Genomic DNA, 11,502 nt, shown 5'->3' with positions numbered 1-11,502 from the left:
CCGAGAAGCGCCGCCGATCACCGCTGACCTGGACCGATACGCTCCGTATCTGTGGACGGACCGCGTGTCGTCCACAGGGGCGGACGCGGTGGTACGCCACCGCCCACGCTCCCGGCATGAACTCCACCGAGCCAGCGCGCCTCTCCGTCCGTTCACCGGCCGACATGGTCGCGGCCGTGCCCTACCTGCTCGGCTTCCATCCCGCCGACAGCGTCGTGGTGGTCGCGGTACGCGGCCGGCGCGTCGTCTTCGCCGCCCGCGGCGACCTGCCCGCACCCGGCGCCGACCCCGGCCCGGCGGCCCGGCACCTGGCACAGGTGGTGGCCCGGCAGGACGCCGACGCCGCCACGGTCGTCGGCTACGGTCCGGCCGCCCGGGTGACAGGAATAGTGGACGCGATCGGCGACGCGCTGACCGCCACCGGGCTGGTCGTGCTCGACGCGCTGCGCGTCACCGAGGGCCGCTGGTTCTCGTACCTCTGCTCCGAGCCGGCCTGCTGCCCGCCCGAGGGCACCCCGTACGACCCGGCCGCCAGCCAGGTCAGCGCGGCTGCCGTGTTCGCCGGTCAGGTCGCGCTGCCCGACCGGGCCGCGCTGGTCGCGCAGGTGTCCCCGCTCGACGGGCCGGTCCGGCTCGCCATGCGCCGGGCCACCGGCCGGGCGCGCCTCCGCCTGGCCGCGCTCACCGGCCCTCCGTCCGCGTCGTCGGGCAGCCCGGTTAACGGCGCACCGACCGACGGCTCCGAGCCGGGCGGACAGTCGCCGGTCCCGGCGGACGGCCCGGCATCGGACGGACAGTCGCCGGTCCCGGCCGGCGGCCCGGCAACGGACGGACAGTCGCTGGGTCCGGCCGACGGCCCCGCATCGAGTGCGGCGCCGCGTGCGGTGCGGACGGCGGGCACGGCGGCAGTGCGTGCCGCCTTTCGCCGGCAGCGGCGCGGCGAGCGGCTGGACGACGACGAGGTGGCCTGGCTGACGGTGCTCCTCGTCCACGTGGCCGTACGCGACCACGCCTGGTCCCGCACCGACGGCCGGGACGAGGACATCAGCCTCTGGACGGACGTGCTGCGACGCGCCGAGCCGGACCTGATCGCCGCGCCGGGATGCCTGCTCGCGTTCGCCGCCTGGCGCTGCGGGCACGGGGCACTGGCCGCTGTCGCCCTGGAGCGGGTGCTGTCCGCCCACCCCGGCTACTCACTCGCGGTGCTGCTCGACGAGGCGCTCCGGCGCGGCCTCGCCCCGGCCGCGCTGGACGGGTGGCCCGGTCCGGACGACGGCGCGGTGCTGCGGCGCCGCCGACGCCGACCCCGCCGGTGAGCGCACATCCGCCCGCCGGGCCGACCCCGCCGGTGACCGCTCACCCGTCCGCCGGGCCGACCCGGCCGGAGACCGCTCACCCGTCCGCCGGGACGGCCACGTCCGCGACGCCGGTGCCGTCAGCTGCCGACGCGCGCCGCCCCGGTGTAGACGTTCATGGTCGGCCCGCGCAGGAAACCGACAAGCGTCATCCCGGCCTCCTCGGCCAGCTCGACCGCGAGCGTGCTGGGTGCGGACACCGCCGCGAGCAGCGGCACCCCCGCCATCCACGCCTTCTGGGTGAGTTCGAAACTGGCCCGCCCGGAGACCAGCAGCACGTGCCCGGCCAGCGGCAGCCGCCCCTCCCGGGCGGCCCAGCCGAGCACCTTGTCCACCGCGTTGTGCCGCCCGACGTCCTCGCGCAGCACGACCAGCTCCCCGTCGGGGGTGAAGAGGCCGGCGGCGTGCAGGCCGCCGGTGCGGTCGAAGGCGCGCTGCGCGGCGCGCAGCCGGTCCGGCAGCGCGGCCAGCAGTTCGGCGGTGACCACCAGCGGGTCGTCCCGCACCGCGAACTGCGAGCGGGTCCGTACGGAGTCGATGCTGGCCTTGCCGCACACGCCGCACGAGCTGGTGGTGTAGAAGTTGCGCGACGGGTCGGTGACGGGCTCCGGCACACCGGGCGAGAGCACCACGTCGACCACGTTGTACGTGTTCGGCGTCTCCGCCCCGGCGCACAGCTGCGCGGTGTGCACGTCCTCCGCCGACCGGATCAGCCCTTCGGTGAGCAGGAAGCCGATCGCCAGGTCGAGATCGTCACCGGGCGTACGCATGGTCACCGCCAGCGGCCGGCGTCGGCCCGGACCGGCCGCGCCGACGCGGATCTCCAGCGGCTCCTCCACGGCCAGGGTGTCCTGCCGTCGGATCCGCCCCCGGCCGTCCCCGGCCGCGTCGAGGTCGATCCGCAGCACACCACGCCGATCAGTCGCCCGTCCCATGCCGCCATCCTCCCCGGACGTCCCACCGGCCGCACCTCACCCCACACCTTCCCGCCCTCGACCGCCCCGGCCCCCGGCCCCCCCAGGCCGATGATCGACACCAGTTCGGCGAAGTGGCGGTGTCGGATGCCACACTTCGCCGAGAAGCAGTCGATCAACGTCGGATAACCGCCGAACAATGCCGGACGCCCGCCCGAGCCGGGATGCGGCGGTCGTGACTGTGGCTACTGTGAGGCGATGACGGGGTACGCGGCGATCCTGCTCGCCGGCGGTGCGGCCCGGCGGATGCGCGGCGTGGACAAGCCGGCCCGTACGGTCGGCGGCCGGCCGATGCTGCACCGGGTGCTGGAGGCGGTGGCCGACGCGGACCAGCGGATCGTGGTCGGCTCGTCCGGCCCGGTGCCGCAGGGGGTCCGGACGACGCGGGAGGAGCCGCCCGGAGGTGGTCCGGTGGCCGCCACGGCGGCCGGGCTGGCGCTGCTCGACCCCGGTACGACGACTGTCGCGGTGCTCGCCGCCGACCTGCCACTGCTCACCCCCGCCGCGGTGGCCGAGCTGCGACGCGCCCTCGCCGCAGGGCCGGCCGACGCTCATCCCGCCGGCCGATCCGACGTACCGACGCCCGCGCTCTCCTGTTACGTGGACGGGGACGGCCGCCGCCAGCACCTCTGCGCCGTCTGGCGGGTACCGGCCCTGCGGACCGCCCTCGACCGGCTCGCCGCGGCGCGGGGCGGCTCGCTCGACGGGGCGCCGGTACGCGGGCTGCTGGCCGGCGTCGCCGTACGCGAGGTGTCCTGGTCCGCGTCCGGGCCGCCGCCCTGGTTCGACTGCGACACTGACGAGGACGTACGCCGGGCGGAGGAGTGGACGAGATGACGGTGCTGGACGACTGGGTCACGGCGGTGTGCGCCGAACTGGACCTGGACCCGGCGGGGGTGCCCGTGCCGACAGTGCTCGACGTGGCCCGGGACGTGGCCCACCAGGTGGTCCGGCCGGGCGCGCCGGTCACCGCGTACCTGCTGGGGCTGGCGGTGGGGCGCGGCGCGGACCCGGCCGCGGCGGCCGAGCGGCTCAGCGCGCTGGCCGGTTCCTGGCCGGTGGATCTGGGTGGTTCCACACCTGGGGATTAGCGCCTCGCGCGGGATTCGGTCTCCCTCGCGCGTGGGTAGGGTGGCGGGAACGGACGGAGGCGATCATGACGGCAGACCACCCCTCGGCGCCGGTCGACAAGCCTGCCGGCGGCACGCCGGAGCACCACGCCACCGGCGGCACGCCGGAGCACCACGAGTCGATCCTGCTCGACGAGCCGACCACAGCCGATCTGCGGGCCAAGGTCACCGAGGCGTGGCGGGAGTTCGCCCGGGCGCTCGCCGACCAGCTGCGCGCCCTGCCTGCCGGTGGGCACCTGGAGGTCACGCTCGACCCGACCGCCTCGGGCACCGGGGACGCCGTCTACTCGGTGAGCGTGGACGCGGGCGAGGAGGGGCGCCTCTCGGCCCGTGCGGTCGGCAACGCCACGCTGCCGCAGGGCTACCGGCTGGACCGGGCGGCGGTGGCCGACATGGTGGCGCTCGGCTGGTCGCCGCCGGGCGTGGTGCCGGGTTCCGGGGAGCAGTTCGGGCTGGACTGCGGCACCGACGAGGCGACCCGGCTGGCCGCCGTGCTCTCCCGGACGCTGCGTGACGTCTACGGGGCGCCGCATCCGGCCTTCCTCGTCTACCTGGTGCACGACACCGAGGGCGAGCCGTTGCCAGCGGAACCGCTCGGTACCGCGCGCAGCGAGTTCGGCCCGGACCGGGACGTCGAGGCCGACCTGGACGAGGCGCTGGCCGCGGCGGCGGCCGCGCAGTCGGGCGAGAACGACGTGCTGGCCCTGGAGGAGCGGGTCCGCACCGTCGTGTCGACCATGCTGAAGTCCGCGTCCGACCAGCTTCAGGTCGACTCCGACGGGGACATCAACATCCGGGCCGGATCGGCAATGGTCTTCGTGCGGGTGCGGGACAACCCGCCGCTCGTGGACGTCTTCTCGCCGGTGCTGACCGAGGTGGAGCCGACCGAGCGCCTCTACGTGAAGCTCTCCGAGCTGACCAACCGGATGCCGATCGGCCGGCTCTACTGCGCCGACGACACGGTGTGGGCTTCGATCCCGGTTTTCGGCCGCAACTTCCAGCCCACCCACCTGATGCTCGCGGTGCAGGTGATGACCGGTCTCGCCGACGAGTTGGACGACCGTCTGCACGGCGAGTTCGGCGGCAAGCGCTTCTTCGGCGAGGGCGACAAGCCGGCCCGGGCCGAGGAGCACCGCACCGGCATGTACCTCTGAGCGCTGCTCAGCGTACGTCGAGCAGGGTCTTGCCCAGGGTTTCCCGGGCCTCGATCGCGGCGTGCGCGGCGGCAGCCCGTTCCAGCGGGAAGCGCTGCCCGATCAGCGGCCGCAGCCGCCCGGCCGCGCCCTCGGCGAGCGCCGCCTCGGTGAGGGCGCGCAGCTCGTCCGGGCCGGGCCGGGGGCTCAGCAGCGTCACCCCGCGTGCGGCTGCCGACTCGGCCGGGATGTCCGCCCAGGTGCCGCCGGCCAGCCCGAAGCTGAGCATCCGTCCGCCGGGTTCGAGCAGGTCGAACGCCTCCCGGGCGAGCGGCCCGCCGACGCCGTCGAACACCACGTCGACGGCGCCCACGGCGTCCCGGACCCGGTCGGTCCAGCCCGCCTGCCGGTAGTCGACGACGACGTCGATCCCGGCGGCACGGAGCACGGCCACCTTGCGGGAGCCTCCGGTGGCGGCCACCACCGTGGCGCCGGCCCGTGCGGCGAGTTGGACCAGCAGCGAGCCGACGCCGCCGGCCGCCGCCTCCACCAGGACGCGGTCGCCTCGGCGCAGCCCGGCCGCCCGGGCCAGCATCAGGGCGGTCCGGCCGTCGGCCATCAGTGCCACCGCCGCGTCCAGCGGCAACCCCGGGGGTACGGGGACAGGCGCACCCTGGTCGACCACGACGCGCTCGGCGTACCCGCCGGTGCCGCCGGTGGCGGTGACCACGACGCGGCCGGCGAGCGCCGGGTCGACGCCGGGTCCGAGTTCGGTGATCGTGCCGCCGACCCCGTTACCGGGGATCACCGGCAGTTCGGCGCCGAACGGCCCGAAGCCGCTGGCCCGGAACATCGTCTCGACGAACGTGATGTTCGCGTGTGCCACGTCGACGAGCACCTCGCCCGGTCCGGGTGCCGGGTCGGGTGCCGTCCCGGGCACGAGCACCTCCGGTCCGCCGAACTCCCGCAGCCACACCGCACGCATACCGCCTCCTCGCTTCACGCCGGTCCCCAGTGCACGACATGAAGCCGGGTTGAGGTCAAACCGTTGACGGTCCGACGCCGGGGGACTCGACCAGCCGGGAGAGCACGATGGTGCTGCGGGACGAGGTGACGAACGATTCGGCGCGCAGCCGTTCCAGCGCCTCCTCCAGGTGGGAGATGTCCGCGGCGCGCAGGTGCACGAGCGCGTCCGCCTCGCCGGAGACGGTGTACGCGCCCACCACCTCGGGGTGCCGGCGGGCGGCGGCGCCGATCTGCGCCGGGGTGGTCCGGCCGGCGCAGAACAGCTCGACGAACGCCTCGGTGGTCCAGCCGACGGCGGCCGGGTCGACGACGGCGGTGAACCCGCGGATCACCCCGGCGGATCGGAGTCGGTCGACCCGTCGCTTGACGGCGGGGGCGGAGAGTGACACCCGGCTGCCGATGTCCGCGTACGAGGCGCGGGCATCCGCCACGAGTAACGCAATGATTCGCTGGTCAACCGCGTCTATCTGCAACGTTCTGCTCCTGGGAAGCAATGCTTGTGGCTGTTACCAAAGTTGTACCGTACCTACTCTTGGTGACCGTGAACCAGCAGCGAGTCTCGCGAAAGCGGACATATCTCATGTGCTCGCCCGAGCACTTCACGGTCGAGTACGCGATCAACCCGTGGATGGACGTGACCACGCCGGTCGACGCCGACCTGGCGGTCAAGCAGTGGGACCGGCTGCGGGAGACGCTCGTCGGGCTGGGGCACGAGGTGCACCTGCTGACTCCCGAGGCGGGCCTGCCGGACATGGTGTACGCCGCAAACGGCGCGTTCGTGGTCGACGGCACCGCCTACGGCGCCCGGTTCAAGCACGAGCAGCGGTCCGCCGAGGCCGCCGCGCACCGGGCGTTCTACGAACAGCAGGGCTGGCGGTTCATCGCGCCGAGCGAGACCAACGAGGGCGAGGGCGACTTCGCGTACCTGCCGGAGGCGCACGGCGGGCTGGTCCTCGCCGGGTACGGCTTCCGGACCGAGCCGGCCGCGCACGCCGAGGCGCAGGAGGCGCTCGGGCGGCCGGTGGTCTCGCTGCACCTGGTCGACCCGCGCTTCTACCACCTCGACGTCGCGCTGGCCTCGATCGACGACGAGAACGTCGTCTACTACCCGGGAGCCTTCTCCGCCGCCAGCCAGAAGGTGCTGGCCCAGCTCTTCCCGGACGCGATCGTCGCGGACGACGAGGACGCGCTGGCGTTCGGCCTGAACCTGGTCAGCGACGGGCTCAACGTGGTGCTGAACAACGAGGCGACACGGCTCGCCGGCAGGCTCAAGGCGGCCGGCTACCACCCGGTCCCGGTGGAACTGGCCGAGCTGAAGAAGGGCGGTGGCAGCGTGAAGTGCTGCATCGCCGAACTGCGGCACTGAGCCACGCCTCGACGCGAAGGGCGGCCTCCCGGTGGGGAGACCGCCCTTGCGCGTGTACGAGGGCCGGTCAGCCCAGCGTCGCCAGCTCGTTGATCACGACGTTGGAGAGCAGCCGGCCGTCGGTCTGCACCCGGCGCAGGTACCACTTCTGCTGCGGGGTACGGGTCTGGTTGAACTGCCAGGTGCCGCGCGGGCTGTCCACCTGGCCGACCTTGCCGAGCGCCAGGTTGACCTGCTGCGGCGAGGGGTTCCCCCCGGCCAGCCGGATCGCCTTGTCCAGCACCAGCGCGGCGTCGTAGGAGGCCATCGCGTACGTGGTGGGCGCCGAGTTGAACGTCTTCCGGTACGCCGATGCGAAGATCCGGTTCGCGGTGTTGTTGAGGTCGGCCGAGTAGTTCAGCGCGGTCTCGATGCCGTACGACTCGATGAGCTTGCGCTCGCGGCCCTTCTCCCCGTCGTCGAGCTGGTCGAGCGCGGTGCCCTCGGTGAGGAAGCCGGGGGCGTAGATCGGCCCCCGGTAGCCCGCGGCGTAGAGCTGCTTGACGAACTGCACGGCCTGCGCGCCGGAGTAGTGGCAGAACACCGCGTCCGGCTTGCGCCCGAGCGCCTTGCGGATGGGCCCGGAGTAGAGCGACCGGGACGGGTTGGGGTCGTCCTCGGTGAAGATCGGGTCCTCGGTGAGCCGGCGGCCCCGCTCGTACGCGCGCCGCAGCCCTTCGATGACGTCCTGGCTGCCCGTGCCGCGGGTGCCGAAGATGGCGATCCGGCTGGAGGCGTCCAGCTTCTGGCGCAGGTACTCGCCGAGCGCCTCGCCGGGCTCGGTCAGCACGTACGACGTGCGCCAGATGTAGACGACGCCCTGGAGCGTCGCCGGGGAGGCGTTGGAGCCCAGCAGGGGCACCCGGGCCTCCTCGACCGCGTCCTTGATGCCGGTCATCACGGTCGGGCTGACCACGCCGGTGAGCGCGAGCACGCCCTCTTTGAGCAGCCGGTCGACGGCGGCCTTGCCGGTGGCGGCGGTGTCGCCCTCCTCGGCGGTCACGAGCGTGACCGGGTGGCCGGCGATCTGCTGACCGCGCATGCTGAGGAAGAGCTGGAAGCCGTTGGTGATCTCGTCGCCGATGGCCTTGTTCGCCCCGCTGCCGGGCACGATCAGTCCGACTTTGATCGGGCTGCCGGATCCGGCCTGCTCCCCGGAGTCGTCCCCCGAGCCGCACCCCGCCGCCAGTCCGGTGGTGCCCAGCGCGGCCAGCAGTTGCAGGGCCCGCCTGCGGTTCATCTGTGCCACCGACTTCCTTCCCGACGGGGCGGCCATGGTGCACGCCCCTTCGGCGTTCTACCTGGTCGACGACGCTGCGTCAATGCCCGGAAGATCATCGTGAAGCGACCGCAACGCCTCGACGACCTGCGGCCATGCGGTGGAGCCGGGTGCGATCAGCCCGAAATGCTCGCATTCGGGCAGCTCAACAAGCGTGGCGGAGCCGCCGGCGGCCCGATCGGCCGCTACCCAGGACCTGCTGATCGCGACCGGGACCTGTATATCTTGATCACCGTGAATCACTACTGTACGTGTTCGGATGGGCACCAATACCGATGGATCGGCCGCCGCGTACCGGTCCGGCACGTCGTCCGGGCCGCCGCCGAGCAACGCGGCCACCGCCCCCTCGTCCAGGTCCAGCCGGTACGCCTGCGCGAGGTCCGCCACCGGCGCGAGCGCGAGCACCCCGCCGACCGTTTCCGGGGCGTGCGCCGCCACGTACAGGGCCAGGTGCCCGCCCGCCGAATGACCGACCAGGATCGGCGGCACGGGCGCCACCCGGCCGGGCAGCGCGGCGGCGGCGAGTTCCGGCAGCGCGGCGATCCCGGCGCGGACGTCGGTGAGCGTGTGCGGCCATCCTCCGCCCGGCCGGCCGGTCCGGCGGTACTCGATCTGCGCGACCGGGTGGCCGAGCGCGGCGAACGCCGCCGCCATCGGGCCGGTGTGCCTCCGGTCGTACTCCGCCCGCCAGAAACCGCCGTGCACCACCACCACGAGCGGCCGGGGCGGTCCGTCGCCGGCCGGCAGGCGCAGGTCGGCGAGCTGGTCCGGGTGGTCGCCGTAGGAGACCGTGGCATCCGGGGGCGGGGACGGGCGGGTCAGCACCTCGCGCGGGTCGGAGAGCATGCGGCGACGGTAGCGCTCCGGAGGTCCGGCCGCGTGCGCATGGTCGGCGTGGGTAAAGATGGGTGCCATGACCGAAGCGCACTCCGCCGGACACGACGACGAACAGGGCAACGATGGCATCCCCGGCACCGTGGTGGTGGTCGGGCCGGACGGCCGCCCGGTCGGCACGGTGCAGACCGAGGAGGGCAAGGGCGAGGACCCGACCCGCCTGGTCGAGCAGCCGGCCAAGGTGATGCGGATCGGCAGCATGATCAAGCAGCTGCTGGAGGAGGTGAAGGCGGCGCCGCTGGACGACGCGAGCCGGAACCGGATGCGGGAGATCCACGAGCGCTCGATCGTCGAGCTGAAGGAGGGCCTCGCACCCGAGCTGCGCGAGGAGCTGGAGCGGATCTCGCTGCCGTTCACCGAGCAGCAGACGCCGAGCGAGGGCGAGCTGCGCATCGCGCATGCCCAGCTCGTGGGCTGGCTGGAGGGCCTGTTCCACGGCATCCAGGCCGCGCTGGTGGCCCAGCAGATGGCCGCCCGCGTCCAGCTGGAGCAGATGCGCTCGGGCCGTCAGGCGCTGCCCAGCGGCCCCGGCGGCGTGATCCCGGGCATGCCCGGGATGCCCGGCGGCGGCGAGAGCCACGCGCCCGGCCAGTACCTGTAACCCGTCGGCCGGGGCGCGCCGCACGCGCCCCGGCCGCTCAGTCCAGCTCGAAGACCTTCTCCAGGTACGCCGCGACGCCGTCCTCGGTGTTCGGCCCGGTGACCTCGTGGGCGATCTCCCGTACCGCCGGGTGGGCGTTGGCGACGGCCACCGCACGCCCGGCCCAGGCCAGCATCGGCACGTCGTTGGGCATGTCGCCGAAGGCCACCACGTCCCGCTCGTCGACGCCCAGCCGCTCCGCGTACCAGGCCAGGCCGGCCGCCTTCGTCACGCCGGCGGCCGAGATCTCGATCAGCCCGCTGTACGACGAGTGGGTCGCCTCGGCCAGCCCTTCCAGCGCGCCCGCCACCACCCGCACGAACACGTCCGGATCCTGCTCACCGGCCCGCGCCAGCAGCTTCACCGCGGGCGCGGCCAGCAGCTCCTCGGGCGACTCGACGGCCCGGATCGCGTCGAGGTCGGCGTCCCAGCGCAGCGGATAGTGCGCCTCGTGCCGCATCTGCCGGCTGTCCACGATCTCCACGGCGAGACTCACGCCTGGTACCTCGGCGCGCAGTCGCCGGGCCACCTCCGCCAGCAGTTCCGGGGCAAGCGGATCGGCCCGCAGCACCTGGTCGGTGACCGGGTCGTACACCACCGCGCCGTTGGCGCAGATCGCCGGCAGCGGCGCGGCGAGCTGCTCGTACACGAGTTGGAGCCAGCGGATCGGACGGCCGGTGACCAGGACCACCGGTGTGCCGGCGGCGGCGATGCGGGCCAGCACCGCGGCGGTACGCGGGCTGAGCGTCCGATCGTCGCGCAGCAGCGTGCCGTCGATGTCGGAGGCGACGAGCCGAGGTGGATCTTCCATCACCGCGAGAGTAGCCGGTCCAGGTAGACCGCGACGCCGTCGTCGTCGTTGCGCAAGGTCACCTCGTCCGCCGCGGCGCGCACCTCCGGGTGGGCGTTCGCCACCGCCACCCGGGCCCATCCGGCCCAGTCGAACATCGGCAGGTCGTTCGGCTGGTCGCCGAAGACCAGCACGTCGGCCGGGTCCACCCCGAGCCGTTCGGCGACGACGCTCAGCCCGCTGGCCTTGTCGGTGCGGGGCGGGCAGATCTCGATGAACCCCAGCCCGGCCTGGGTGAGCGTGGCCACCTCCGGCGGCACGATCGCCCGTGCCGCCGCCAGCAGCTCGTCCACGTGGTGGTCGGCGGTCCGGGCGAACGCCTTGATCACGTCGCAGGACAGGCATTCCGTCCGGCTGCGCGCCTCGAACCGGTCCGGGTAGGGCCAGCTCGGGTGGTAGTCGCCCCACAGCGGCGCGTCGTGCTCGTCCGACGCCTCCACCATCACTGTCAGCGGGCCGACCGCCTCCTCCAGGTCCGTGAGGAGCCGGGCCAGCACCTCGCCGGGCAGCCGCTCGTCGCGCAGCACCAGCGGCCCGTCGGGGTCGCTCTGGTCCACCACCCGGCCGCCACCGGCCATCACCAGGAAGTCGGCGGCCCGGATGTCGTTGCGGGTGAGCTCGGTCAGGCGCGGCCCGCGGCCGGTCGCGCCGACCACCGGAATCCCGGCGGACCGCACCCGGTCCAGCACCCGATGGGTGTACGCGGAGACGGTCTCGTCGCTGCGGACGAGCGTGCCGTCGAGGTCGGTGGCGATCAGCTTGGGCAGTCCCGGGCGGGTCATGGTTCCTCCTTCGCCCGCCGCCGTCACGCCGGCC

The 11,502-nt window shown here is 73.9% G+C and carries 13 protein-coding genes; 6 read left to right on the top strand and 7 right to left on the bottom strand.

Annotation, left to right across the window (positions count from 1 at the left end):
• Window positions 1-116 precede the first annotated feature (116 nt).
• A complete protein-coding gene (locus ACQP26_RS30120) occupies window positions 117-1,316 on the top strand; it encodes a DUF4192 domain-containing protein (RefSeq protein WP_433494588.1) in 1,200 nt (399 codons plus the stop codon).
• Between the two features lie 119 nt (window positions 1,317-1,435).
• Here the strand turns inward: ACQP26_RS30120 and fdhD are convergent, their stop codons facing one another.
• Window positions 1,436-2,290 (bottom strand): formate dehydrogenase accessory sulfurtransferase FdhD, encoded by an 855-nt coding sequence (gene fdhD, locus ACQP26_RS30115; protein ID WP_269703408.1) that lies wholly within the window; start codon window positions 2,288-2,290, stop codon window positions 1,436-1,438.
• Between the two features lie 237 nt (window positions 2,291-2,527).
• Between fdhD and mobA the strand changes: the two genes are divergently transcribed.
• From mobA to ACQP26_RS30100, 3 genes are all read left to right on the top strand, one after another.
• The gene (mobA, locus tag ACQP26_RS30110) at window positions 2,528-3,166 is read left to right on the top strand and encodes a molybdenum cofactor guanylyltransferase (protein WP_433494587.1); all 639 of its coding nucleotides are present in this window, start codon (window positions 2,528-2,530) and stop codon (window positions 3,164-3,166) included.
• Window positions 3,163-3,420 (top strand): DUF6457 domain-containing protein, encoded by a 258-nt coding sequence (locus ACQP26_RS30105; protein WP_091415945.1) that lies wholly within the window; start codon window positions 3,163-3,165, stop codon window positions 3,418-3,420. The genes mobA and ACQP26_RS30105 overlap by 4 nt, the downstream gene beginning before the upstream one ends.
• 65 nt (window positions 3,421-3,485) lie before the next feature.
• On the top strand, window positions 3,486-4,613 hold the full coding sequence (locus ACQP26_RS30100; protein ID WP_281579484.1) for a T3SS (YopN, CesT) and YbjN peptide-binding chaperone 1: 1,128 nt from the start codon (window positions 3,486-3,488) through the stop codon (window positions 4,611-4,613).
• A gap of 7 nt (window positions 4,614-4,620) precedes the next feature.
• Here the strand turns inward: ACQP26_RS30100 and ACQP26_RS30095 are convergent, their stop codons facing one another.
• Together ACQP26_RS30095 and ACQP26_RS30090 are read right to left on the bottom strand one after the other, a co-directional pair.
• Window positions 4,621-5,577 carry a zinc-binding dehydrogenase gene (locus ACQP26_RS30095; protein WP_433494586.1) on the bottom strand — a complete coding sequence of 319 codons (957 nt, stop codon included), beginning with the start codon at window positions 5,575-5,577 and terminating at the stop codon, window positions 4,621-4,623.
• A gap of 55 nt (window positions 5,578-5,632) precedes the next feature.
• Window positions 5,633-6,091, bottom strand: a complete 459-nt coding sequence (locus ACQP26_RS30090; RefSeq protein ID WP_091413428.1) for an Lrp/AsnC family transcriptional regulator — start codon at window positions 6,089-6,091, stop codon at window positions 5,633-5,635.
• Window positions 6,092-6,150: 59 nt separating this feature from the next.
• Here ACQP26_RS30090 and ddaH point away from each other — a divergent pair, with 59 nt between their 5' ends.
• A complete protein-coding gene (ddaH, locus tag ACQP26_RS30085) occupies window positions 6,151-6,984 on the top strand; it encodes a dimethylargininase (protein WP_269703417.1) in 834 nt (277 codons plus the stop codon).
• Between the two features lie 67 nt (window positions 6,985-7,051).
• Here the strand turns inward: ddaH and ACQP26_RS30080 are convergent, their stop codons facing one another.
• Both ACQP26_RS30080 and ACQP26_RS30075 read right to left on the bottom strand, forming a co-directional pair.
• Complete coding sequence (locus ACQP26_RS30080; protein ID WP_433494585.1) at window positions 7,052-8,272, bottom strand: ABC transporter substrate-binding protein; 1,221 nt, start codon at window positions 8,270-8,272, stop codon at window positions 7,052-7,054.
• Between the two features lie 48 nt (window positions 8,273-8,320).
• The gene (locus tag ACQP26_RS30075) at window positions 8,321-9,148 is read right to left on the bottom strand and encodes an alpha/beta hydrolase family protein (protein WP_433494584.1); all 828 of its coding nucleotides are present in this window, start codon (window positions 9,146-9,148) and stop codon (window positions 8,321-8,323) included.
• Between the two features lie 58 nt (window positions 9,149-9,206).
• Between ACQP26_RS30075 and ACQP26_RS30070 the strand changes: the two genes are divergently transcribed.
• Window positions 9,207-9,797 (top strand): bacterial proteasome activator family protein, encoded by a 591-nt coding sequence (locus tag ACQP26_RS30070; RefSeq protein WP_433494583.1) that lies wholly within the window; start codon window positions 9,207-9,209, stop codon window positions 9,795-9,797.
• 37 nt (window positions 9,798-9,834) lie between these two features.
• On the opposite strand, the gene ACQP26_RS30065 is transcribed toward ACQP26_RS30070, so the two are convergent.
• Together ACQP26_RS30065 and ACQP26_RS30060 are read right to left on the bottom strand one after the other, a co-directional pair.
• Window positions 9,835-10,647: an HAD family hydrolase gene (locus ACQP26_RS30065; RefSeq protein ID WP_269703424.1), complete on the bottom strand. Its 813-nt coding sequence runs from the start codon at window positions 10,645-10,647 to the stop codon at window positions 9,835-9,837.
• Window positions 10,647-11,468, bottom strand: a complete 822-nt coding sequence (locus ACQP26_RS30060; protein ID WP_269703425.1) for an HAD family hydrolase — start codon at window positions 11,466-11,468, stop codon at window positions 10,647-10,649. Before ACQP26_RS30060 ends, ACQP26_RS30065 begins: the two co-directional genes overlap by 1 nt.
• Window positions 11,469-11,502: the final 34 nt, after the last annotated feature.

This window comes from Micromonospora sp. CA-248089, from assembly GCF_050948515.1.
In the GTDB taxonomy this organism is placed as follows: Bacteria; Actinomycetota; Actinomycetes; order Mycobacteriales; family Micromonosporaceae; genus Micromonospora.
This window is presented reverse-complemented; position numbering and strand designations above follow the sequence as displayed.

Bases quoted from the DNA above. Each gene is read 5' to 3' on its own strand.
- ACQP26_RS30120 (WP_433494588.1), top strand. From the start codon at position 117: ATGAACTCCACCGAGCCAGCGCGCCTCTCCGTCCGTTCACCGGCCGAC.
- fdhD (WP_269703408.1), bottom strand. From the start codon at position 2,290: ATGGGACGGGCGACTGATCGGCGTGGTGTGCTGCGGATCGACCTCGAC.
- mobA (WP_433494587.1), top strand. From the start codon at position 2,528: ATGACGGGGTACGCGGCGATCCTGCTCGCCGGCGGTGCGGCCCGGCGG.
- ACQP26_RS30105 (WP_091415945.1), top strand. From the start codon at position 3,163: ATGACGGTGCTGGACGACTGGGTCACGGCGGTGTGCGCCGAACTGGAC.
- ACQP26_RS30100 (WP_281579484.1), top strand. From the start codon at position 3,486: ATGACGGCAGACCACCCCTCGGCGCCGGTCGACAAGCCTGCCGGCGGC.
- ACQP26_RS30095 (WP_433494586.1), bottom strand. From the start codon at position 5,577: ATGCGTGCGGTGTGGCTGCGGGAGTTCGGCGGACCGGAGGTGCTCGTG.
- ACQP26_RS30075 (WP_433494584.1), bottom strand. From the start codon at position 9,148: ATGCTCTCCGACCCGCGCGAGGTGCTGACCCGCCCGTCCCCGCCCCCG.
- ACQP26_RS30070 (WP_433494583.1), top strand. From the start codon at position 9,207: ATGGGTGCCATGACCGAAGCGCACTCCGCCGGACACGACGACGAACAG.
- ACQP26_RS30065 (WP_269703424.1), bottom strand. From the start codon at position 10,647: ATGGAAGATCCACCTCGGCTCGTCGCCTCCGACATCGACGGCACGCTG.
- ACQP26_RS30060 (WP_269703425.1), bottom strand. From the start codon at position 11,468: ATGACCCGCCCGGGACTGCCCAAGCTGATCGCCACCGACCTCGACGGC.